Below are 23,953 nucleotides of genomic sequence, written 5' to 3' on the forward strand. Positions count from 1 at the left end.
CGGATCAGCGATTCGGCCATAGATCGATGGCAACCGGGATTTTCGGTGTGACGGCCAGCTCGGTCCAGCTGTGGATCACCGTCTTTGTGCTCGTGCTGGCCCCGCTGTTCTTCGGGTCAGTGGATCTTTTCTGGATCGTGGTCTGGACTATTCTGCTCTCAACAAGTGCGTTGTGCGGTGTAGTGACGCCAATGAGCACCGGTCAGAGCCGGGTGTTACTTGGCTTCCTTGCTTTATGTGGAATCTATGCGCTGGTGGCGATCGTTCAGGTCGTTCCTAATGCGATCAACCAGCTCAACGATCCAAGTTGGCAGCGGGCCAACGAGATTCTTAGCCTTAATGCGTTGCCCCGGATCTCTAGCCGAGCCGAGATTCCAACGATTGCGGCAGGACATTTTCTACTCTTTACAACGTCTTTCGTCAGCGCCTTCTGCCTGGGTGTCTCGCAACGCAATTTCGAAATATTTGTCCGGTTCGCACACTACTCAATTCTTGCTTACGTGGTTTATGGTCTCGCTGCTTTTGCATTTACGCCGAACATGGTGTTATGGGCACCTAAGCTCGCCTACCGCGGAAGTCTGACCGCGACGTTTATTAATCGCAATACCGCCGCCACATTCGTGGGTGCCGGCGTGATCCTGTGGTCCTGCTCAGCCTTTTTCTCGATACAATCCGTTCAATTTTCCTCGCTACGGCTGCTATTGCTGTCCAAATTGAATGAGGACCTTGCGTTCAAGATCATTCTTCGATCCGCAGCTGCGCTACTGTGCTTTTTTGCACTTCTTTTGACGGGCTCACGCGCCGGATTGATTTCTGCCTGCTTCGGATTGATGGTGGCGATCACGCTGATGGTCGCTAACAGGCGCAAGGTGAGACTTTGGCTCATCCTGGTATCAGGAAGTGCGGCTATTGCGCTCGTTGTCCTGTTGCTCAGTCGAATGGGCCAAATTATTTCCCGTGGGTTGTTGGATGAGGCGCGATGGTCAGTCTATGAGTTTTGCGTTGAGGCTATCCGGCAACGACCTCTTCTTGGTGCCGGACTTGGCAGCTTTGCGGATCTGTTTCCATCGCTGCGGAGCAAGGACTTCCCTAGTGGGGGCGTATGGGACTACGCTCACTCCACAATTCTAGAAATTGCGGTCGAGATGGGAATTCCTGTGGCAGCCATGGTTGTCATCGCGGCGGTTGCATCCTTTTTTTTCCTTGCTCGCGCTGCCCTCATGTCTCAGGATCGGAGCCGGAGCTCGCTGGCTGCAATCGCCGGCATTGTGGTCCTTAGCTATTTGCACTCGCTCGTCGATTTTTCACTGCAAATTCCTGGCTATCTTATCGTGTTCGGTATTCTGCTCGGTTGCGGGCTCGCCCGAGCCTGCTCAACCTGCGAGCCCAAGCAACGCGCGATCACGCAATCTCTTTGATTTGAGAGGAGCCGCACGCCGGCATTGGGAGCAAACCGGTCAAGATGCTTATGCCTCCCAGAACTATGCACGACGTTATGAACTGGCTATCGATCCGCCAGGCGAAGTTTTTTATCGGCTTGCGAGATGGACGGGCCGCCTGCAGGATACTTCACCTCATACCAAAACTTGGCGTCGGCGGCTGATTGTATCTTGAGCCATTGGTAGCCCGTGCTCTGCCAGGGGCGAATTGCCTCAGTCAAATTGTCCATAACGAGGTCACCCCGTGTCGTCGCGACGACGAGCACCAGGTGACCAATTCCGGAGGCCGTCTTGACCACCGATAGCCGCAGAGCCCTTGAGGGCAGACCGCTTCCGAGGAGCTCGTGCCGCTTGGTTACGGCGTAGTCGTTGCAGTCTCCCATATCTGGCGCAATCGTCCAGCTGTCCTCAAGGTTGGAACCATAGTTCTTGGAGGCTGGAATAATGGACATGTTGACGCTGTGATTCACACGCTTCAGCAACTCCGAAGTCTCCGTGCTGAATTCGATGCGATCGCTTTCCGCCGCGCTTGTCTTGCAATCAGAAGGATATCGAAGGCAAAAGCGGACATGCTGAAACGGAGCTAATGTCGGAGAAGCTTCCACAATCCCTGGAGACACATTTGAGTCCTGTGGGGACCGACTGCGAGCTTCGGCGAGGCCAGCGAACAGCGCGCCTGCAAGGATTGCAGCCGCCATCGAATATAAGTGTCGTGCCATGAGACAACCACTGACCGAGGATGATGCGACCGCGTGTGCGCGCGCAATCAATCGGCGGATTGTCCGGCTGCGAGGTTAAATCTTCTCTATCAAACGGGATTAACGAACTCTTATGGTCTTCATCCTGCAGCCCGCGGTGGTCAAGCGCCGGGTCAAATCGACAAGCAATTTGAGTGCCAGTTCCAGGCGGTACCGACAATCGACCGGAGGTCATGCCGCGGAGACCACCCGATCGTTTGTTTCGCCAGAGCATTGTCTGCTACCAAAATCGGTGAGTCGCCTTCCCGGCGTGGCCCATATTTGACGCTAATGCTCTTGCCTGCAATGTGCTGAACGGTCTCAAGCAGTTCCTTCACGGTTGTCCCATGACCGGTGCCAAGATTGAGCGCGTGGCTGGTGCCATTATTCAAGAGATGCTCGATCGCGCGGGCATGCGCGTCGGCAAGATCCAGCACGTGGACGAAGTCGCGCACGCACGATCCATCCCGCGTTTCATAGTCCGTTCCCAGAACTTCAAAATGTGGCCGGCGACCCAAGGCGGTCTCGATCGCGATCGGGAGGGCGTGAGTTTCCGGCGAATGCCATTCCCCGATTCGTCCTTCTGGATCTGCTCCAGCCGCGTTGAAATAGCGCAGAATTAGCGATCGAAAGCCCTGGTACAGATCCAAGTCCTTCAATATCTGCTCGACAATGAGTTTACTGCGGCCGTAAGGATTGATCGGCGCTTGAGGGTGGGCCTCATTGATCGGTATTGAGGACGGAACGCCGTACGTCGCGCATGTCGAGGAGAACACGATCTTGTCGATTCCTGCAGCTTGCGCCGCTCGAAGCAACGTTATCGTGCCGACGACATTGTTCTCGTAGTAGCTGGCCGGGTCCAGAACCGACTGGCCCACCTCGATCGATGCGGCGAAATGCACAATGGCGAGCGGCTTGTGTTTCCTGAGCACGTCATCGAGCCTGCCACGGTCCCGAATGTCGCCGATTTCAAGAGGACCCCACTTGACGAATTCAGCATGACCATTTGAGAGATTATCATACACGATTGGGGTGAAGCCCTTATTGAATAGATCGAGGCAGGTGTGCGCCCCGATGTATCCTGCTCCGCCAGCGACAAGAATGTTTCCCATTCAGTTGAATTTCCCGGGGGCGCTCGCGTCGTCAGTTCCGCTGCGATTGAAGGACGCGATTGTTGCGAATGCCTTGCTTATGCCTGAAGGCCGGCTGGAATTTTGAAGGATTAAACTTCAGCCTCGTCTTCAAACAAAGCGCGATGTGCAAAAAACCTAGGCCGTCCAGAGGCGCCTAGGGTTAACTAGTATGTGAACACCCTCTGCCATAAAGTGATCATTCCCCACCCCAGAAAGGCGAGCCATGCAAGCATTGCCCCTATAATGATTGTGGCAAGCAGCCAGATGGCGACTTTCCTGCTCCTCCGCCCACCGCGGAGTTGGGCCGACGAATCCCGCAATTCGCTGTCGGCTTTTGTCGACCGCTGGAGATGATTCATTCGTCGTTACCGCTCTGAGACAAGCGATGAGTAAACACAACGAACGCAATCAGCAATCTCAATGCCAAATTAACGTAAAGGAGGTTGCTGGCATCTCATTAAATGTAGACCCGCTATCCTTACCCGTTAGCAAAGCTGGAGACGATCAATGAAGAGTCGCAGCGAGCCGCCGCTAGACGCAACGCGACGTATTCTGGGACATGAAGCGCCGCTGGATCGACGCGTTGTGTCTTGTCCGATCGGTTTAGACGTGGAGCGGGTAACCTTCCTCATTTTTCGGCGGCTTCCCGGCGCACGGGCGACGTTCAAAAGCCGCTATCCGAGAGCAGGACAACAGGGATTGTAACAATTATTATCTTCGCGTCCAAAGCCATGGACCAGTTCCGTGCATAAAATTCATCATATTTGACGCGTTTCTCATAGGTCGTGGTGCTACGCCCGCTCACCTGCCAGAGTCCGGTTATGCCCGGCCGGCATGAAAGGTAGGCCCCTATGGCGTCGGAATATCTAACCAGTTCTTCATCGGTAACCGGACGAGGCCCAACAATGCTCATGTCGCCCTTCAGGACGTTAAATAATTGGGGCAGCTCGTCCAGACTGGATTTGCGTAGAATAGCTCCGATCGGGGTCACCCGCGGGTCGTGCCGCAGCTTGCGTGTGGTCGCCCACTCCGCCGCCGCTCTAGGATCCGAGTCAAGAAGGTCGCGCAGTCGCGCCGATGCGTCGGTCGCCATCGTGCGGAATTTCAGGCAATCGAAATATTTCCCCCCAAAGCCGACCCGTCGGTGTCGGAACAGAGCCGGTCCAGGCGACGTCATAATTGTGGCGATGAAACAAATGATTAGCAAAGGCGCGAGTAACACAATTCCAGAGACTGCCAGCACAATATCGATTGTCCGCTTTGCAGTAAGTCCGACAGGACGGGGCGAGGCGTTTGCTGCAAATCGGAAAGTGTCGACCAAATTGTTCATTTGGTACTCCTTAAGAAGGCACTTCAAAAACGATTCATCTTAGTCGTTAAAATTTACTGATTTTTAACAGATCAATGCGCCCACTTCAGAGATCACGCAAGGCTCTATTATACGCATTTTTTGATAAACCTTAATCAAATGAAGCATTGAACACGTTGACTAGTTTCGGCTGTTTATTAGTTCCGCTCCAGATTGAAGCAGCTGTGCCTCCATGTTATGCTGCAGTGCGGGGTCAATATCGTGAGTTCCGTCGGAGAGAGCCGAGATCCTCAATTTAAATGTTTGTTCGAATTTTATGTGTTCGACAACATGTTTTGGGAATGATCGGCATCAACCTGACGTGATCGGCTCGCCATTTGGCCATCGTGCAGGGGCCATCAGTCCCCTCGAATGATCCTCATCGAGGGAGTGGCGGTGCGAGGACCGGCGAGAAGTCCGCAGGCGTACGCTCGTCGCGATCATGTCCGGTGAAGACAAAAAAGCCCTTGCTGGTGGCAATCACGTCGCCTCGCTGCAGGCTTGGGTCGTTCATGGCTCGTTGATCGGCGGCTTCAGCATCCTCCTGGTCCGTTTGGGGAGGACTTGCGGTTCGCGTGCGCGCTTTCGCGACGTATTCCTCGGAGCGGCGACGCGCCTCCATGACACGTTGCTGCCACTGATCGGCCGTAAGCGTGGCGGCGGGAAGGCTTTCCAATTCTTCCAGGCAGCTCACGGGCGATCCGAGCAGCGAGAAGGCAACCACCAGAACCGGCGTCCGATACATCATGGCAACTTCCCGAGTTCGGTAGATCAGGCAAAGATATCGCGCAACGGAATTCGCTCTCTTGCAAGAGACGATAGTCAAGATCGAAATTTGTGCAACGCGTCCGAAAAGCTTTTCTGTTGGGAAGGATTGAGCTGCTGGACGTGAGCGAGTAGTAGCGAACGAATTGCCGGAGGAGCAGCCAAATAGCTGCGGGCCGCACTGTCCGGCAATCCATTGGTTATAAGCTGTTGAAATTCTTTGATGATTTTGAGCCGGAGAGCTTCGGGCGCGATAAGTAGTAGAGGCGTCGCAACGATGGTCCGACGGATTGAGATCCATGCTTCGTTTGGCGAGGTATCATAGGACATGGAGAGCGCATCAAAAGATCGGTGGTTCAACAGACCGTGCAGGGCCTCCAGGTTGAATACCAGGAGCCATACGAACGAATCTCGCGGCGTGCAGCTCAGGATCAGTCTCGAACGAGTCTCAAGAGACCGGACGTGGCGGTCGAACTCCTGAGCGAAGCCCGTCCGTAGCGCGGATTCCGCCAACGGCATTTCCAGGAGCAACATTGCCCTTTGAGAATGGGTATCGCACGCGCTGAGGCTCTGCGCAGCGCGACTTTCCAACGTCTGGGTTGAGATCGTCCGATTCAACGTCTCTGAGCGCAACAGACGACCTTCGATTTCTCGAAAATCATCAGCCGCCTCGCTGTGGGCAAGCGCGAAAATCCCCCACACCAGCCCCAGGCAGCCAAGTGCAAAGGTCAGCGCTCGTCCAACAACCAACGCGAGAGGGGTCTTTGCCAGGGCCAAGAGCTAGACAGTTTCCGCCGATGCGGGTTCATTTGTGTAATAAGTATATCGCCGATCGGAATAACCCTCGAAGCGGCGCATGACGGCTTCATCGGCTTTGTTGAGGACGCCACCCAGAAGTCGCTCAGAGAGGATGGGGGAGGCGTGGAGCGCCTTGAGAACTTCGTCGGTGGATGTGCTGCCCCACTCAACGACCAATACAAAGCCATCGAACAGATGGGCCACAGCCTTGACATCAACCACCGGAAGGATTGGTGGCAGGTCGACAAGGACATAGTCGTAATTGTTCTTGGCGGCTTTGAGCATATCCTTCATCGCTGGCGAGTTCAGGATATCAGAACTGTTGGAGGGCTTCATCCGGGTTGAAGATGGCAAGAAATCAAATTTAAACTTCGAGTCTGTGATGACCAGATCGTCAAAGTCCGATTTGTCCGCAACCATGTTGACCAAGCCTGGCGCATTTGTATAGCCAAGGGCCCGGCTCATCGACGGGTTTCGCAAGTCGGCGTCAATCAGCAAGGTGCGTGCGCCGCTCTTTGCAACGAAGGCCGCAAAACCTGTTGCTACCGTGGTTTTTCCTTCGCCGGGGAGCGCCGAAACTATCCCAATCACCTTGCCCCCAGTGGGGTGAAGGTCGATGGCGACTTTGATGTAGCGCAGAGCTTCGGCCGTTGCGGAAAATGGCGCAACCTCGCTGATCTGTCGAAATGCGCTTGAATCCCGAGTCGCCTGCAGCTTGCGCAGGACAGGTTTTTTCTGAGGAAATGCCGGCAGAACGGCGAGACAACTAACTCCCAGCAGTTTCTCGAGTTGCGCACGGGTGTGGACCTGCCGATTCATTTGTTCGCGGCCAAACGCTGCCATTATTCCAAGCGCCAGTCCGGAAAGCGATGCCAACGCAAGCGTCAAGCCTATCTTTGGCGAACTTGGCGTACGGGGAGGGGTGGCTGCCGTGACAACTCGGGCCTCAGTCGAAGGAAACGATTGTTGCTGCACCGATTGAGTGAAGCGTGAGAGGAATGTCTCGTAAATACCGCGATAGGTATTCGCGGCAGTCTCAAGCTCGCGCAAACGGACCTGTGACTGTCGCGTTGACGCGGACCTTTGGAAAACCTCGATCATACGCCTGTCGATCGATTCTTCCTGGCTTTTTGCGATCTGCAGTTCACTCTTGTAACTTTCGGCAATGCGGGAAATCTCATCCCAGATCGCCCGCTGCAGAGCCGCCATTTCAGCCCGCAGATTTCTGGCAGCCTGGTGATCGGCACCGTAGCGGGCGCTCCACTCGGATTCCTTGTTTTGATTGTCAAGAAACTGCTGTCTAAGTTTTGTGATCACGGGATTGCTTAGCGCGTCCGTGACAACTGGATCAGGAATTTTGAAGCTTTCCTTCTCCGACCGTTGTTCCAGAACTCTGGTGATGCGATCCAGTTTGGCACGGGCTTGGCTGGTATCGGCACGGGCCTTGGCCAAGGCTATGCCAAGCTGATCAAGTTCCACTTCGCTCGCCAGCTTGCCATCGACACCGATGATGATGCTGTTTTCGGATTTGAAATCTTGAACTTCCTTATAGGCGTTACTGGCTTGCTGGCGCAGCTCGCCAATTCGCTGCTCAAGCCATGCGGTGGCACGACGAGTCGCTTCAAACTTCGCCTGTAGTTGATCTTCAATATAGGCATCCGCAAAGGCGTTGGCGATGATGGCAGCCTTCTCACGATCAAGCGAGGTATAGGCGATCTGCTCGATGTAGCTGCGTCCGAGACGGGTAACGCGCAGATTGGCCTTAACGGTGTCTACGACGCGGCGCATCACTTCGTCTTTCGACGGCTCCTGTTCTGGTGCTGAACTCAGCTTGAATAACGAAAAGATACGGCGCCTGAGCCCCGGTCCGGATCCGACGAACTCGGGATCCTCCGTCAAACGCAAGCGACGAATAACGGCTTCCACGACTTTTTCGGACTTGGTAGTCTCTATCTCGCTCTCGACCGATGCATCTTCAATCGTGCGATTTTCAGAGGCCATTTCGCTCTGTGTCCAGGTAACCCTCTTTGTATCGATGATCATGTCCGCGCGCGCAGTGTACCTGAACGGCGAAGTTGCGATGTAGGCTACTCCAACCACAGTGGAGAGGGCGGTAACCAAGGCAATTAAACGCCAGCCGCGGCCCAGAAAGTCGCGGATCTGAAGCATGGACAACGTTCCGGAGCTGGGATCGTTATCTATCGCCGGCGTGTAGGGTGAAAATTGCCCGGCAATGTTCATGCGTAATTCCTCAAACTGACCCCTGTCCGTTCGGCCAAAGCTGGCGCATCGCTAGGTGAATTCGGTGTCAACGTGTCGGGCTCACCGGACCTGCCGCAGTCGATGATGGACTACCGAGGTTGCCGACGCTGGGAGACGAGATCTGGATAAGCGCCGAAACGCCCCCGCCGCCGCCTGGCCTTAGCGTCGAGCGAGATGATGTGTTCGGATTGACCACAACCACGCTGCCGACCGAACTGGCTGCAGAAGCGTTCGCAGCCTCCGTCGCGGCCGTCGAGAGATCTCCCGCAACCGCGGCAAACGCAGCCTGGAACTGTCCGTCCTGGAAGCCGGCTACGGCTTGCTGAATGAGCTGGGCCGCTTGCTCGTCAACGGTCGAACAAGCTATTGCGGCTTGGGCGAGACCGGCAGCGATCGCGGTCTGAAACCGGGGGGCCGTGCCTGCCGCAACCCTGATAAGCTCCCCGACAAGCGATGCGTCTGTTCCCGCAAGATCTCGCGTCGTCCCCTCGATGGTACGGGTATCGGAACCCGGGGCGACCAGCCCCTGAGGGTTGGCTCGGAACTGACCGATCGATTCGAGGGAGGCGCTCGGGTTGAGGCACGCTGCAAAACCCTGGGTAGCGGAAATGGCAAGAAACACCGCACCAAAAAGCGCCGTCGATGTAATTGGAGTGGTCATGAGAACGCCGCCAAATGTTTGTTTCTGATTGAAAATTGTTTCTTAAACTACATTAGACTACAAAACCCAGCAAGCGCGCCTTACCGCTATGGTTGATCCCGATCGTCAGCGTTCTATCTCTTCTTAACATGCTGATATGGTTGATCTTTTGGCTTGGCACGTCCAGCCAAGCATGATCTATTCGAGGCGTCTCACACAATGTTCAGAACAAGATAAGATGACAAAACCGTTGCGCGGGCCATTGTTCCACGCAAAGTAAGACCATAGCGACGCTGTCAAAAAGGCATTGCAAGGATTGCGATTTGCGTGATTGAAAGGTTCAAGATGCCCAAGTTGATGTTCCACCGCTGTGGAATCCGTTCGGCAATGGTGGGTTGACAAGTGCTGGCGCTTGTTCCGGGTCTTAGCGAACTCCGAGTGCGGGGGCGGCGTCCATCGGTACCGGCAGAGCTGAGGATATATGCCATCGGCGACATTCATGGTCGCCTTGACCTGCTCAACAAGTTGCTGGCTCGGATCAGTAACGATATCGCGCTCCGCCCCACACCAAGACCGCTCTACGTGTTTTTGGGTGATTATATCGATCGCGGGCCATCGTCGCGCGAAACGATCGATAGATTGGTCGAACATAGGAACACGCATCAATCCGTATTCTTGAAGGGCAACCATGAACTGATCGCAATCAAATGCCTGAGCGATCCGGTCCTGTTCGACCAATGGTTGCGTTTGGGTGGTCTGGAGACTCTAATCTCGTACGGCGTGCCTGCTGAAACCCCGGTGAACGGAAGCCAGATCGCCAAGCTTCAATCGGATTTTCACAGCGCTTTGCCACCAGCGCATTTTCGTTTTTTCAGAGATTTGAGAAATTCATTCGAGTGCGGCGATTTCTTCTTTGCTCATGCCGGCGTGAAACCCAACGTCGCGCTGTCGCGCCAAAAGGAAAATGACCTGCTTTGGATAAGGCGGGAATTTTTGTCTTCAAAGCACGAGTTCGGCAAGATCATCGTTCACGGACATACCCCCACCCGCGAAATAGAAGTCGGGCCAAATCGAATCAATATCGATACGGGCGCCTTTGCGACTGGCCGCTTGTCATGCCTTGTACTTGAGGGGGAAGACTTGTCGGTGATCGATACCTCTCTCGATTACTGACGAGCCGGCGAGCGTCAAAATTCTTCGCGCGGCTTGCGCCATCAGTGCGCGCCCGATTTTGCGGCCAGCAGGCCATCAATGTGCGAGCGCATTTTCTTAAAGAACTGATCTCGGCCGAATTGGTGCGCGTGTGCGGCGATCTTTTCGGGATCGATTTCCATATCTGCCAGACTTCTGACGGCCGACGAGATGGCCTCGACCGATTGTTCGGCAAAGAAAACACCCGACAGACCAGTTGCAACGGTTTCAGTAGCGCCGCCCCGACCAAAGGCGACGACGGGACGGCCGCTCGCCATTGCCTCAACCGGCACCATCCCGAAATCTTCCTCGCCGGGAAAGATCAATGCACGGCATCGCGCATAATGTTGCTTCAAGACATCGAATGGCTGTGAACCCAGGATCTTGACGGTAGGCCCCGCAAGGCGGTGAAGTTCATCGAGCATCTCGCCACCGCCGATCACGACGAGCCTTAACTTCATTTCGTTGAAGGCGCGCACCGCGAGATCCGGTCGCTTGTAGGATACGAGTTCACCAGCCATCAAATAATATTCATCAAGTTCGGAGGGCGCGGCGATCGAAAACGCACCGGTGTCAACGGGTGGGTGAATGACGACGGAAGGTGCTCCGTAATACCGGTGAATGCGCCTCGCAACCGTCGCCGAGTTCGCAACAAAGCTGTCGACCCGGGCGGCCGATGTCACGTCCCAGGTTCGCAGGTAATGAGTGAGCGGCGGCATCATCAGCCGTGCCACCCGGCCGGCGCTATTCCGGTAGTCGTGATACATGTTCCAGATGTAGCGCATCGGGGTGTGGCAATAGCAAACGTGCAGCGCGTCTGAGGGCGCAATGATGCCCTTGGACGGCCCGGATTCGCTGCTGATGATGAGGTCGTAGCCGCGTAGATCAAGCTGTTCGAGCGCAAGCGGCATCAGTGGAAGATATGTCTTGTACATCTTACTCGCGCGAGGCAGCGAATTGATGAACGTCGGAATGATGCGATGCTGGCGAATCCGGTCTGAGACCATCTCCGGCACGTAGACGTGGGTAAAAATGTCGGCCTGTGGATACATCTCGCAAAGCGCCTCGATCACCTTCTCGCCGCCGCGCATGCCGACGAGCCAGTAGTGAATGATTGCGACCTTCACGGAATTATCACCTTCGGCGCTGTTGGGACCGGTAAATTTTTATGCTGAAAAATCTCGAAAAACCATATTCCGCGGCGCTTTGGGTGACAACGGGCGACGATTGCCGGTTGGTGTCGCTTCGGGAAATCTTCGAACATTGTTAACGGAGTGCGCACCCGCCGTAAAGCCGGCGTGATGCAGTCCCGTCCGAGGAAGAAATGCAGAAGTAGTGACTTGGACGCCACATTTTCAGCAGCCGTGCAGTTGGCGTAATGGCTTCAACGATGCTAGATTACCTCAATTGCGTCATCATCTCGCGGTCCGACGCGAGTCTGTATTGCGCGTTCTGATCTTTTTCGCGGCCGTCCCTTTTTTATGAACGAAAGTCATATGCTCAAAGCAACTGATGGCAGCAGCGAGGTTACTTTTGACGTCATTATCTTGGGAGCTGGTATTAGTGGACTTGTCTCTGCGTCTATCCTTTTAAAGCAGGGTCATCAAAATGTGCTTGTCGTCGACGAGTACGCGCATATCGGAGGCAACCACATCGACCGCAGCATTGGAGAATATACGTTCGATATCGGGAGCTTCATATTCCAAGATGACTCACCCCTGCTAGCGCACCTGCCGGAGCTCCTGCCGCTTTACGTTCCGATCAACCCGAGCTGGGGTCGACTGAACCCACAGGGTATGGTTACGAAATATCCTATTTCGATCAAAGATGATCTGATAGCCGCCGGTCCTGTCGAGTGGCTCCGCATCTTATCGTCTGTTTTGTTTGCGCGCATCTTCCGGAGCCGTCTGCGGAACGCGAGGGATTTTGCTCAGTACTGGATCGGCGCCCGGCTGCTGCACCGCTCTGGATTGGGAAATTACATGAAGCGCTTCTACGGTCTTCCAGCGGAGAAGATCGACATAAATTTTGCGCAGAAGCGAATGCTTTGGATCAAAGAGCACGCTTCGCTGCGCGGCGCTTTCCGTCGCTGGGTAATGCCTGCACCCAAATCAGCTCCAAATCAGCAATTAGCGCGCCCGAGGGAAGGCTTCGCCCGCCTTTATCAAGGTGCGGCGCAGCGGCTAGAGCGCGACGGCGTCACCTTCCTCCTTGGAGCGAAACTGCAAAGCTTGGAAAAAAAGGATGGAGAATTTTTCCTCAATACAGGCAGCCGACGCGTTGCTGCACGTCGCGTGGTATCGACCATACCGCTTGAGCGCATTCAGAAGTTATGCGGTTTGCGCTCTGACGAAAAACTTATGACGGTAACTCTGATCAGCTTATTTTTTAGCTTTTTGGGTGATCGAGGCTTCACGGATTCCATACTCTACAATTTCTCCCACGCCGGGTCGTGGAAGCGCCTGACAATGTATTCAGATTTCTACGGACAATCTGGTAGCCGGGAGTTCTTTGCGGTCGAGGTTAATGCCGATCATGTTTTCGGTTCCGTTGAAACAGCAGAGCAGGACTTCAGGCGGCATGTCTCTGAAAACGGATTGTTCGTCGGAGATCTAAAGCTCGAGGGTAGTCACATCGTTTCGAACGCTTACCCGGTCTATACGGAAGACGCAGACGAGCAGGCCGCCACCGCCATTGCCGCACTCCGCGAGTTTGGAATTGAATCGTTCGGCCGCCAAGGTGGCTTTGACTACCAACCAACGGCCCGTGTTTCTACTCTACAGGTTGAGGCCTCACTCGGCGGCAATTCCGCTGAGCCAGAGAGTGCGCATCAATCGAGTGTGGCGCAAGACCTTCGGCAAACCAGCCGCGGCTCCTGAAGGGAGCGCGATCAATTTCGGAGCGGAGCTCCCCTTCCAATTATCTCCTTCGCGAAACCGAGAGCTGTGCGCTGCCCGGTTTTGAGTCGATAGGCGAGAAGAGCCTTGCCTCTGTCGTTCGGAAGCATCGATGCGAGAATGAAGTAAACGGCCATAGCTAGCTTGTTCTTCATCGAAATCGGCTCGCCCAACAACTTCGCGACCAGTCCCGGCAGGGCAGTTAGCCGCGGACGTTGTCCAGACGCAACTTGCAGATGGAACCTCTGTTCGCGAAAATAGAAAGACTCACGCGGATCCACCAGTTCTTGGCCCGGCTCAAGCCGCTGTAAGATCGTGCGCAGATGCTCCATCCTGGCTAAAAAGCGATTAATATCGCGCTCAAGAGAGCCGGCGTCGGGCATACGCCCGAGGCCCGAATCGTTGCGGCCGTGAATGCGATAGCATCCAAGCTCCTCGGAAATACTGACAACATCGCCTAAAAAGGGCGCGGCGAACAGAATAACACCGTCGACAAACTTGTCATAATCGGCTTCGCGGAGCAGTTCGCACAAATCTCGGCGGAATACGTTTCCCGATGTGGGTGGGGACTTGTAGACGCTGCTCCTGAGAACCTGACGAGCGAGGACATCGCGATCGCGAAATGTTTCAAGTGACGGAACAGCGCCACTAATGACATTGCCGTCTGCGTCGATCCGCGTAAGAGGAAATTGGAGCTTTGCCACGTCGGGGTCGAGCCGATCGATAATCTTGCCAAGGGCGGCCGGCTTGAGTTCATCGTCGGCGTCAAGGAAAAGGACGAACGGCGCTCGTGTCCTGTCAAGGCCAAACAAGCACGCTAGCCGTGCGCCACTGTTCTCGATCCTGAAGGCTGTCACGCCGGTGCGGCTAATGACCTCCCATGAACCGTCCGTTGATCCGTCATCGACCACGACGACCTCGCAGTCACCACGGGTCTGATTGAGGACGCTTCGAATGGCGCGCTCGACGAAAGGCTCGTAGTTGTAGCAGGAGATGACCACGGCCAGCTTCGGACTGTCGGGCATTCAAATCTCCGACCGAGGTCTCGGCGGCGGCGCTAGGGTGTCGGGTCTGGTCATATACAGGAAGGTCCTGACTCTAAGGAAAGCCGAAACTAGTGACGCTTTTCACCATCGGCAAGTCCCTTTGCAATCATTGGAGTTTCTAGAGAATATCGGTGGAATCCTTATGTTGAGGTGCAAGCGTGAGGCGAATTGTCGCGTTCGTAAGGCAAGCCATCGACTGGCTTCGTCATCGTGCGATCTGCCTTTCAGGCGCGTTTTGCAGGTTGTCCGCGACTTCGGCGAGAGGCGGCTGCGTAAACCTCCAGCGTCTCTCGAGCGACCCGCTCGATACGTAAATGCTCAAGGTTAAATTGACTATTCTTCCTCCACTCTAGAAGAGTTCCCGAATTCTCAACGAGCGAGCAGAGCACTTCTGATAGCCTGGCAGGCTCGCGGGACGGAACGAGAATGCCCGCCTTTCCGTGCTCTAACAGCTCGGGTATTCCATCGACGTCTGTTGCCACAATCGCGCACCCAGCCTCGCGAGCTTCCGATAATACAAGGGGCGCTGGATCAGCATGCGAAGGCAGCACAAAAACATCTGCGCCCAACAGGAAAGGAAAGGGATCATCCTGGGCTCCCATGAAAGTCACGGCACTTGCGCACTCCATCGTGCTTACCAGGTTAATGTATGTATCGAGGTACGGACCCGCGCCAACAACGTATAATCGTGCCCCGGAGTTTTTCTTGTAGACTGTACTGAAGGCTGCAAAAAGATCCGGAAGACCCTTCCGAGGATGCTGGCCGCCCACAAAGATGATTGCAGGAGAGTCGAGATGACGCGGTGTTCGATCCTTTCCTTCGAATCGAACCGATCCAATGGTTCCGTTTAATACGACATTCAGTCTCGACTTGGGGATGCCTCGCCTTTGCATTGAGCGAGCAACGGCCGCGCTCACCGCGATCACGCGCGTACCAAGACCCATCAGAATTGAGCTTCTTTGAAACTCATTGTGGACGGTCGTGACGAGCGGAATACCCAGTATTTTGCAAACGGGCCACGCCAGAACAGCGCTCGTCATCATGTGAGCGTGCACAACGTCTGCGCGCCAATCGCGAGCCTGGCGGTAAAGTACTCCCAACCCCTTCATAAGCGTTGCAGGCCGACGCTCGTGGCTGAGCAGCATGGTGTCCACTTTGTTGGCGGCAAGCAGAGCGTCAAAGTCTCCACCTCCGCTCGCCACCGCAACGCTATGGCCCAACTTAACCTGTGCGCATGCGAGGTCGATGGCAGCGTGAACGTGTCCGTTGAGGCGATTGGTATGATTGAGCAGGTGCAGAACGCGCATTGATGAAATTCCTGTCGCATTCGAAAGATGATAGAAAGGTTACGTTATTCCAGGCAAGCATGGACCTTTGAACAGGGCTTCCCCTGCATACGACAGCCATTTCTCGCCGAGTGCGTCCCGATGCCTGATCTCGTACGAGCGCCTGTTTCTGCTAAAACGCGTCACGAAGCATATAGCGCGCAGAAATCGTAGGTGATAATAATGATTTTCAAAGATGGATAATTGTTGATTTTAGCGCGCGGAAACGATCCTGCAGCCGGGACTAGGCCTGGTGAGTTCGTCATCAAGGGGTCAACAAAACAGCTGCCGATAAGATGCAAGCTTCATAGCATATCGGGAGGCTGCCGATGACGCCTGGTAGGTGGCCCTATCACCATCAACGTGGGACAGGCGGTGGACCTGGCGGGCAACCCTCTGGCGGGCCAGCATCCCGTCCGTATACGTGGACGTAGTCGACAAGGAGTGTAGACGGGTTCGGCGTTCTATCGATAGGCCACCCGCTACCGAGCGCAAGGTTAACGAGCGGGTACAGCGGATAGGTGAGCTCGGGCGGGGTTGGATGACTCCAGACCCGTTTGCCGTCGAGAAAGAAAACGATGGCCTGGGGAGAAACATCGACCCCGAATGTGTGAAAGTCCTCGACCAGGGAATTATTCGGCACGTCGATCTTCTCGTCCTTGCCTCTTTTTTTGGCTGGGTCATTGAACCAGACATGCACGACAGACCGATAGCTGTCCGTGAACTGGCCATAATATTCGACGACGTCGACTTCCACGTTGCCGTCCCGTTGGTCGGCGGGCTTCAGCGCTGCGAGCCAAAAGGCCGGCCAAGTGCCAGGCCCCGGCGGCATCTTCATGCGCGCTTCGAAATACCCGTAGCGCGTCCCTGTGCCCACCCCTCTGGCATCGGCTGCTGCGATCAGGCCCGAAGTCCACCGCCCTTCTTGATTCTTGGAGGCCGTAATGGACAGGATTCCGTCCTTGATTTTGAACGGGCCTCCCGGCCCCGGGTCTATGAAAGTGGCGTCGCCAAAATCACCGCCCCAAGGGGTGTGCGCGGTCCAGCGTGCCGGGCCAATTCGGCTGGAAGAGATACTTTCGATTCGACGGTTGGGGGCGGTCTCCTCGTCGAAGTTCTCGATCATCACTGGACGGAATTCGCAGGAACCGGACCTCTCCTCTGACGCCGCGTATGCGGCTGGAACATTTAGAGTGATGAAGGCAGCGGCCCACAAGCCAAGAGGAAAATTATTCATCTGGCAAGCGGTGCGATGTTGATTTGAGCGTTGAGTTAGTTCCACTATTTGCTCATGCCGCCGTGGATTGGTCGCCCGTTCGACATCGCGCGACGCAAGGAGCTGTTTGGTGGGGGAGAATGGCCTTGCTCCGAACTGCCGTTCTAGACGTAAGCGTGCGAACGTCCGCACGAACATGCACAACATTTTCCGCGCTGAGTCCATCCATGTACCCTTTCTGTCTGAATAGGCCATCTCAACACTCAAGTTACTATAGCATGGCTTTCACGGGTTTATTTTATCTTCCATTAGCAGCGGAACAAGCTGCCCCACTCGCTAGAATATCTCCGGCTCGCAACCAATCGCAGCAACAGGGGGACGGATCTCCAAGATGTAGAGGGTGATGGGGAGAGTAACAGGCTGACACTGGCGAACAATAGTGTCGTTGATGACGTCAGCTCGTGATGTTCTGGAAACGACAGATAACAACCGATGGTCCCATTCCTTTCGCAAAATGGCCTTAATCCAGCCGGTCGCCTGCAACCCGACGGCTCTTAACCCCTGAACCAGATGCGCTTGCGTCCCTCGGGGGCGTGCCGAGTTGCGGTACTTGACTTTAACCGCAGCGCTCAAGAAGTGAAGTTCCGCTCCTGTTAAGCGGAAGGTCATGGAGGCGGGCTAGACGGAACTGATGCGCCACAATTCGCTCAAACTCTCGATATTGCTTGACGGGTTCACCCGCCGAGGACTGAAGGCATGTTCGATAAACTTATCAATGTTTACCGGAGTCGCGGCATTTCAGAGCTGGGTGGCCGCGTACTCTCTTATTGTTATAAGAGGGCTATCCGACCATTAATGCCCTCCGACGGTTATTTGGTCTTTGGGGATGTACTAGTTGGCTTACCTCGCAAGGTTGGCGACAGAGTAATGTTTTCGAGGCTGTATTTTCCGATTGGCGATCAGCCAAACTATGAACTCGGCCTTGTGACTGCTTTGAAGAAAAATGTTCGTCAAAGCGATAGAGTTGTCATCGTGGGTGGAGGGTTGGGAGTGACTGCTGTCACCGCAGCTTTGGCGACGACCCACAAAGGGAGCGTCACGTGTTTTGAGGGAGATCTTGCTGGGGTGAGGGCGGTGCGTCGTGCGGCCAGCCTAAACGGCGTCGAGGCCCATCTCACAGTTGTCCACGCAGTCGTAAGTGAGGCCATCGGGGTATATGGGTCGGAAGTTTCGCGAACCATCGTACGTCCAGATGAACTGCCCGCGTGTGACGTTCTAGAATTAGACTGTGAGGGGGCGGAAACAAACATTCTGCGAGAGATGACCATCGATCCGCGCGTGATAGTAGTGGAAACCCACGGTTTCCTTGGTTCAGCTACCGCAGATGTGCGCCGGCTTTTGGAATCAAGAGGATATAGCGTCGATGATCTCGGTTGGTCGGAGCCCTCACGACTAGACGATTGCATCGACTGGGACATCAGAGTACTCGTTGCGAGCAAAGACTCGGTTGCCTCAGGTTGACGCTTAACTGCACCGGATCCTCATTAATGCCGGCTGCTCACGTCCATGGAAGAGTTCGCCTGCTGCAGTTCACTGGTTCAACTGACTCAAATTACTGGTTCAACTGACTCAAAGACCTCGCGCAATAGCGAGATCGAGCGTGCGATGACGAGAGGGCTTACCGTGGTTTGACGACACGGAGAATACGCCCCGTGTAAGCTAGGGAGAAATGCGCGGCATCTTCGGCGTCATCAAGTACGACCGCCGTGATGCTCCCCCATTGATCCCGTGATCGGCCAGGTGAGAGCCCAGGGACACCTCGGCCACTGTTAACGCAAACTCGCGAAAGACGTTGGCGATTTTGGCGATCTGATAGTCTGCAAGGGCCGGCGGCCGCCCAGATGTACGATCCGGCTTATCCGGTTTGCCTGCGGGATACGGCCCGGCCACCTATTACGAATGCCGCTACACGTCGCTGCCTCAATGCAACGTTCCGGCATCGGGCCGCTCGGCGCAGTGCGTCATCAATCCCTATTTCGGGGGCACGCAAGACCGCGCGGGTTATCGGCGGCATCGCGGGGTCTACTAGGTGACCGGATCGGCCGCAGGACCACGTACGCCATGCTGGTGATCCTGGTGCTAACCGATCGTCTGGCACGTCATGGGATCGCTGTAGCGGCCCCGGCTTTCTCCGCTGGACCGGGGCCGCCAGCCGCCGGCCGGGGCTTGGCGTTTCCAGAATCCCGCACCGGTCGTCCGCAACGTCGAGCGCGAATTGATAAGGACGCGCTAGGTGGTGTGGACTCAAGGGATTCCCTTTTAGGAGCAAATCAGATTCAAGGCTTCTTTTGGGGAGCGGTCTTGGGTGTGATGGAGCGGTTGGTTTTGGCGGCGTGGGAGCGGATGGCGCCGCTGCTCATGGGCCGGCCTGACCAGAAGGGGGTTCGACCGGCCGCGACAATCGGATGTTCGTGTGCTGTGGATCGTGCGCACGGGCTCTCCCTGGCGTGATCTTCCGGAGGCGTTTGGAGATTGGAACAGCGTGTTCCGGCGCTTCAGCCGATGGAGCATCAAGGGTGTTTGGTGGCGGATATTCGAGGCGATGTCCGATGATCTGGACTTCGAATATCTGATCGTCGATTCCACCATCGTCCGAGCCCACCAGCACGCTGCCGGGGCCAAAAAAGAGGGTCTGAAGATCAGGCGCTCGGCCGCTCGCGCGGCGGCCTGAGCACCAAGATACATATGGCCGTTCGTGGCTTGGGGTGTCCCGTGCGGTTCACGTGGGGCGATGCACCGCAAGCCGCCGCATTGATCGAGGGATTACCTGCCGAGGTCGTCATGGCCGATACGGCCTATGACGCCGATCACTTGCGCCAGGCCATAGCAAGGGCGCGCTCGCCGTCATACCCAACAACCCGTCACGCGCGCTCAAATATCCGCTCGACAAGCATCTCTATGCCCAGCGCTATCTCGTCGAATGCTGCTTCTCCAAACTCAAGCAGTTCCGCCGCGTCGCAACCCGCTTTGAAAGGACCGCCCGAGATTACCGGGCCGTCATCACCCTCGCGGCCATCATGCTATGGATGCGATAAGTGTCCACACCACCTAGGTGTTTAGTCCCGGCATTTTCTGGAGCGGATTAAGTTTGAATCGTTCTGGCTGGGAAGTCCAGCATTTGCAGATGTATTCGTAGGGCGTGAGACCCTTCAGGGTCTTCAGCCGCCGAGCGCAGTTGTAGGCGTTAATGAAGTCGGCAAGGTGTGCTTCGAGCTGATCGTGTCGATCGTAATGGTAGCGTTGGACGGTCGCTTCCTTGATCGTGCGGTTCATGCGCTCGACCTGGCCATTGGTCCAGGGATGCTTGATCTTGGTTAGCCGATGTTCGATGCCATTCTCTTGGCAGCGCATATCGAACATATGTGTCACGTATCTTGCCGTCGGGCCGTCTGCGTAGCGCGGCGGGAAAGTGAACTGGATCCCATTGTCGGTGAGAACCGTGTGGATCTTGTAGGGGACAGCCGCAATCAGAGCTTCGAGGAAGGCCGCGGCGGAGGTCCTTCCCGTCTTCCTGACCAGTTGCACGAAGGCGAACTTGCTGGTGCGATCGATGGCGACGTAGAGGTAGAGCTTGCCTTCAGCGGTCTGGAGCTCAGCAATGTCGATGTGGAAATAACCGATCGGGTAAGCCTTGAACTTTTTCTTCGGAGGCTTGCTGCCTTCGACCTCCGGCAATCGGCTGATGCCGTGGCGCTGGAGACAGCGATGCAGGGATGATCGCGTCAGATGCGGGATGGTCGGCTGGAGCGCATAGAGGCAATCATCGAGCGGCAATAGCGTATGCCGCCGGAAAGCGACGATGATCGCCTCCTCCTCGATGGAAAGCACGGTCGATTTGGCTTCCTTCGGGCCTGTCGGGAGATCGGCGACAGTCTCGCGCTCCTTCCACTTCGCGACGGTCTTCTGGTTGATCCCGTAGCGCTTGGCGAGCGCCCTCAGGCTCTCTTGACTATTCTGTATTGCTCGACGGACTGCCTCCGTCGTGGTGGCGCAGCCGTGTAAAACTTGTCCCATAGCGCATCCTTCGAATCGTGCGATAAGAATGCACCATCAAAGCTCGGGACTAAACACCTAGGGCATACCGAGTCTATTCTACAAAAAAAAGCCCCACATATTTGCCATGAAACTCAAAAACATGCGCTTTAACCTTGCTGCTTTTTACAAAGTCCTCAAAATAACAATTGTCATTGATGTCGTCCATAATGACTGCGCCGCCTTTGTGCATTCGCGGCAGTATCAGTTTGATCGCCCATTTTCTGCCGGAGTACGATTTGTCCGAGTCGTAATGGAAGATATCTATGTTATCAATTCGCGAAAGTATGTTTGGCAAGTTGCTCCTGTCTCCCTTGAGCAAACAAGTCCAGTTTTCTTTGAGTTCGTCGTCAACTACATATCCAATGTATTTCTCGGGATCCTGAATACGAAAATAAGGAAGATCGCTAGAGTATAGTCGACCGCTTCCGTTCTTTTTAAGGGCCTTCAAGATTGCTTGACTGGAAAATCCCGCGGCGACGCCTGTTTCTACGACGTTTGAAGGTTTCATTTTGCGAACGAGAAAATACAAAAGCGGAAAATTTCCGCCGCCTCCAAGATCTATGTCCAGACTCTCCATTTTTGCATCGGCAGCAATCTGTATTTTCTGACTGGAGTCTTTGGACTCCTCCCAAAGAGGTCCGTCGATCTTCTTGCAAAAATCGTCCAAGCTTGTTCGCGTGCTAAGAAGCCACGGCATCGGATCCGATGACGGAGGCGCGATGATTCGTTCTTTAAGCCGGATGAGCAGCTTTCTCATCATTTCCACAGAGTATTGCCCGCGTACGAAATTCTTTGCTGTCGGGATGATTGGAAAGCCCCAATATGCTTTCTTCATGGATCGACTCCGACTCTTTGGATTTCGCTAGGCGTCGCATCGGGAGACGTGGATGCGAATCAATGTAGTGGTCTGCGAGAGGTTCCTAACGTCCAGCCGGCGCTCCATCCGCTTCCGGCTTGTGTCGACCTCTTGACGCCTTCTTCACCGCAGACTTCCGGGTTTTCCCGGCTTCGTAGCGGACCTCGTAGTCCTGCCCGCCAGCGACCCGCGCTCGATCTTGCCTGCGCCCGCTGCTAGATTGCCTCTTTGCCTTCGCCATCCTGCAATACCTCCCTTTGCGGGTAGCAACGTAATCGGCGAGTTCCAGAACTCGCAGAGGCGGGAACGAAACCATCAACGCCAATTTGAGAAGGCATTGTTGTCGCGTGGGGTTCGTTATGCGTAGATCCAATTGGACCCCGTCGATCGTACCTGACGGCGACGATCAGACGGTGATCACTTCCAGCCGGCCCGTCGTCACGTCTGACTTAAGCGCATGGTCAAGCATAGACACAAGCCGATCCCTTCAAAGAGATCGTGAAACTCGCCTATCCCATGCTCCGTGAAAGGTGGGACCAAAACGACGCTTATCGAAAGACGGCGTCAAAGCCGTCCTCTTCGTGGTCGGCCACAACTTCCGCCGCGTCCTCATGGCTGAGCTTGCGGCCTATTCCTGATGATTACGATACTGCTTCATCATTCGATCAGCGCTCAACCGACTTTCGAACCGACGGACTCGTTAGCGTTGGACAATAGATCGCTCGCCAAAGTGAAACTTAGAAAATAAGATTCACGATCCTCGAAATTATTGGCCGCACATAGGAAATCAATACTTGGTCCCGGCGGCTAAGCATCCACGCCGACAGGCATGAGAGTATCGCCAAAGCCCATGCGAGTGCCGCTCCTATGTCTGGTCTAATAAGTTCGGCTATCAGCAACGCCGCTATGACAGCGAGCGCTGGTGCTCCAAGTTCTTTCAAGCCAGCACCTTTGAAGCCCGCAGCTAGAAACATCAATACGCCATCTGCGGTTACCCGCAGGCACCAAGCCATTGCGGCTCCTGGAAGACCAAAAATCTTGATGAATAGCGAAAGCAGAAGTACGAAGGGGATCACTTCAAGCGCATGGAGTTTGGCGACGAGATCCGGTCTATTTTGAGCTTGAAGCAGGGTGAATGGAATCAAAGCGAGGCCGTTAATCCATACTCCTATCAGTAAAATTTCCGCAACCAGATGGCTCTCAAGAGCAAAGTCTTCGCCAACCCACATCCCGAGGGCTAACTTAGTGAGCAGTATAGCGGGGACACATATGAGGGCCATCGTGGCGCTTAGAATTATCAGTGATCTATGACTTAGTTCTTGGGCTTCGATAGTTGTCGAGTAGCACAGGCGCGGAAACAAAGCCCGCGTGAGTGCAGCCGGCACGATCAACGCTTTCCCTGCCAGACTGAAGGGAATGGAGTAGTGCGCCACGGCACGCGCGCCGAGTAGTAAACCTATAACGAACTGGTCTATACTCGTAAGAACGGGGCTCACGCTGTTTGTGACGGTGATCCAGCCTCCATATCGGACGAGCTCTTTGATATGGCTCCTATCGACCTGTGGCCATCCTGCGGCAAATGCCCAGCGGATACATTCGAAAGCCAACCAAGCAATAGCGAAAGTCCGTGCTGCGATAGCCCCCAGCACGGCAACCTCCAGGTTGGATCCTAACCAATACACGAAAGCAAGAGGCAAGCATTGCAGCAAAATGGCGCCAACCACTTGTTGAATATTAAGTTGCAGAAAGCGTTCGTTGGCCTCCATACACCCGACTAGCACGCCATTTAAGAGCGCTATCGGAAAAAAAATTGCGATCCAGGGCAGCGAAGCAAAAACTTCGCCGTAGAGCGACGTATGTTTGCTGATGGTTATGTTCAGTATGGGGACAGCAACGAGATAAAATATCCCAGCCACAGATAGCCCTGTTGCAACGTTCAAGCAGGCCGCAGTGTAAAAGATGCTTGCTCTGGTCTTAATTCCGCTGCTTCGTAACATCGACAGGCGATGTGCAGTCGCGCGTGACAAGCCAAAATCAAAAAGCCCGAAATAGCCGAATACCAGCCATATAAGTGATAGAACTCCGTATCGTGCTTCTCCAATCACCCGCAGATAAATCGGAATAGTCAGCACAGCGACCAATGTAGGGATTGAGGCTCCAATGATGTTGTAAACGACGTTCCGCTTTAGGTAGCTCTCGGACATC

19 protein-coding genes and 1 pseudogene are annotated in these 23,953 nt (G+C 55.0%); 6 read left to right on the forward strand and 14 right to left on the reverse strand.

Going from position 1 to position 23,953, the window contains the following annotated elements; genetic code table 11:
* Positions 1–26 precede the first annotated feature (26 nt).
* Positions 27–1,418 carry an O-antigen ligase family protein gene (locus tag RX328_RS17090; protein WP_213253511.1) on the forward strand — a complete coding sequence of 464 codons (1,392 nt, stop codon included), beginning with the start codon at positions 27–29 and terminating at the stop codon, positions 1,416–1,418.
* An 86-nt stretch (positions 1,419–1,504) separates the two neighbouring features.
* Here the strand turns inward: RX328_RS17090 and RX328_RS17095 are convergent, their stop codons facing one another.
* The 7 genes from RX328_RS17095 to RX328_RS17125 form a co-directional block, all read right to left on the reverse strand.
* The gene (locus tag RX328_RS17095) at positions 1,505–2,158 is read right to left on the reverse strand and encodes a transglutaminase-like cysteine peptidase (RefSeq protein ID WP_213253512.1); all 654 of its coding nucleotides are present in this window, start codon (positions 2,156–2,158) and stop codon (positions 1,505–1,507) included.
* A 152-nt stretch (positions 2,159–2,310) separates the two neighbouring features.
* Entirely contained in the window at positions 2,311–3,288 is a 978-nt protein-coding gene (gene galE, locus RX328_RS17100) for a UDP-glucose 4-epimerase GalE (RefSeq protein WP_213253513.1), read from the reverse strand.
* Positions 3,289–3,973: 685 nt separating this feature from the next.
* Positions 3,974–4,639: a sugar transferase gene (locus RX328_RS17105; RefSeq protein WP_213253514.1), complete on the reverse strand. Its 666-nt coding sequence runs from the start codon at positions 4,637–4,639 to the stop codon at positions 3,974–3,976.
* Between the two features lie 397 nt (positions 4,640–5,036).
* Positions 5,037–5,402 carry a hypothetical protein gene (locus RX328_RS17110; protein WP_213253515.1) on the reverse strand — a complete coding sequence of 122 codons (366 nt, stop codon included), beginning with the start codon at positions 5,400–5,402 and terminating at the stop codon, positions 5,037–5,039.
* 77 nt (positions 5,403–5,479) lie between these two features.
* A complete protein-coding gene (locus RX328_RS17115) occupies positions 5,480–6,199 on the reverse strand; it encodes a hypothetical protein (protein WP_213253516.1) in 720 nt (239 codons plus the stop codon).
* 3 nt (positions 6,200–6,202) lie between these two features.
* A complete protein-coding gene (locus RX328_RS17120) occupies positions 6,203–8,461 on the reverse strand; it encodes a polysaccharide biosynthesis tyrosine autokinase (protein WP_213253517.1) in 2,259 nt (752 codons plus the stop codon).
* 67 nt (positions 8,462–8,528) lie between these two features.
* The gene (locus tag RX328_RS17125; RefSeq protein WP_213253518.1) at positions 8,529–9,143 is read right to left on the reverse strand and encodes a hypothetical protein; all 615 of its coding nucleotides are present in this window, start codon (positions 9,141–9,143) and stop codon (positions 8,529–8,531) included.
* A gap of 381 nt (positions 9,144–9,524) precedes the next feature.
* Here RX328_RS17125 and RX328_RS17130 point away from each other — a divergent pair, with 381 nt between their 5' ends.
* The gene (locus tag RX328_RS17130) at positions 9,525–10,295 is read left to right on the forward strand and encodes a metallophosphoesterase family protein (RefSeq protein ID WP_312018066.1); all 771 of its coding nucleotides are present in this window, start codon (positions 9,525–9,527) and stop codon (positions 10,293–10,295) included.
* 41 nt (positions 10,296–10,336) lie between these two features.
* Here RX328_RS17130 and RX328_RS17135 read toward each other — a convergent pair whose 3' ends face one another.
* The gene (locus RX328_RS17135; protein WP_213253519.1) at positions 10,337–11,440 is read right to left on the reverse strand and encodes a glycosyltransferase; all 1,104 of its coding nucleotides are present in this window, start codon (positions 11,438–11,440) and stop codon (positions 10,337–10,339) included.
* Between the two features lie 369 nt (positions 11,441–11,809).
* On the opposite strand from RX328_RS17135, the gene RX328_RS17140 reads away from it, so the two are divergent.
* Positions 11,810–13,192 (forward strand): NAD(P)-binding protein, encoded by a 1,383-nt coding sequence (locus RX328_RS17140; protein WP_249726748.1) that lies wholly within the window; start codon positions 11,810–11,812, stop codon positions 13,190–13,192.
* Positions 13,193–13,203: 11 nt separating this feature from the next.
* Here the strand turns inward: RX328_RS17140 and RX328_RS17145 are convergent, their stop codons facing one another.
* The 3 genes from RX328_RS17145 to RX328_RS17155 all read right to left on the reverse strand — a co-directional run bounded on the left by RX328_RS17145 (position 13,204) and on the right by RX328_RS17155 (position 17,052).
* Positions 13,204–14,235 carry a glycosyltransferase family 2 protein gene (locus RX328_RS17145; RefSeq protein ID WP_213253521.1) on the reverse strand — a complete coding sequence of 344 codons (1,032 nt, stop codon included), beginning with the start codon at positions 14,233–14,235 and terminating at the stop codon, positions 13,204–13,206.
* Positions 14,236–14,480: 245 nt separating this feature from the next.
* Positions 14,481–15,563, reverse strand: a complete 1,083-nt coding sequence (locus tag RX328_RS17150) for a glycosyltransferase family 4 protein (protein ID WP_213253522.1) — start codon at positions 15,561–15,563, stop codon at positions 14,481–14,483.
* Positions 15,564–15,939: 376 nt separating this feature from the next.
* Positions 15,940–17,052 (reverse strand): glycoside hydrolase family 16 protein, encoded by a 1,113-nt coding sequence (locus RX328_RS17155; RefSeq protein ID WP_249726750.1) that lies wholly within the window; start codon positions 17,050–17,052, stop codon positions 15,940–15,942.
* Positions 17,053–17,553: 501 nt separating this feature from the next.
* On the opposite strand from RX328_RS17155, the gene RX328_RS17160 reads away from it, so the two are divergent.
* From RX328_RS17160 to RX328_RS17170, 3 genes and pseudogenes are all read left to right on the forward strand, one after another.
* Positions 17,554–18,318, forward strand: coding sequence for an FkbM family methyltransferase (locus RX328_RS17160; protein WP_213253523.1), 765 nt, complete (start codon positions 17,554–17,556; stop codon positions 18,316–18,318).
* A 403-nt stretch (positions 18,319–18,721) separates the two neighbouring features.
* The gene (locus RX328_RS17165; protein WP_409410863.1) at positions 18,722–18,886 is read left to right on the forward strand and encodes a DUF3551 domain-containing protein; all 165 of its coding nucleotides are present in this window, start codon (positions 18,722–18,724) and stop codon (positions 18,884–18,886) included.
* A 272-nt stretch (positions 18,887–19,158) separates the two neighbouring features.
* Positions 19,159–19,892 (forward strand): annotated as a pseudogene (locus RX328_RS17170) (IS5 family transposase).
* A gap of 13 nt (positions 19,893–19,905) precedes the next feature.
* On the opposite strand, the gene RX328_RS17175 reads toward RX328_RS17170, so the two are convergent.
* The 3 genes from RX328_RS17175 to RX328_RS17190 all read right to left on the reverse strand — a co-directional run bounded on the left by RX328_RS17175 (position 19,906) and on the right by RX328_RS17190 (position 23,952).
* The gene (locus RX328_RS17175) at positions 19,906–20,871 is read right to left on the reverse strand and encodes an IS481 family transposase (RefSeq protein ID WP_317258655.1); all 966 of its coding nucleotides are present in this window, start codon (positions 20,869–20,871) and stop codon (positions 19,906–19,908) included.
* 73 nt (positions 20,872–20,944) lie between these two features.
* Positions 20,945–21,727 (reverse strand): class I SAM-dependent methyltransferase, encoded by a 783-nt coding sequence (locus RX328_RS17180; protein ID WP_213256506.1) that lies wholly within the window; start codon positions 21,725–21,727, stop codon positions 20,945–20,947.
* Between the two features lie 758 nt (positions 21,728–22,485).
* A complete protein-coding gene (locus RX328_RS17190; RefSeq protein ID WP_213256508.1) occupies positions 22,486–23,952 on the reverse strand; it encodes a flippase in 1,467 nt (488 codons plus the stop codon).
* Between the last annotated feature and the right edge of the window lies 1 nt (position 23,953).

This window comes from Bradyrhizobium sp. sBnM-33, assembly GCF_032917945.1.
Taxonomy (GTDB): Bacteria; Pseudomonadota; Alphaproteobacteria; order Rhizobiales; family Xanthobacteraceae; genus Bradyrhizobium.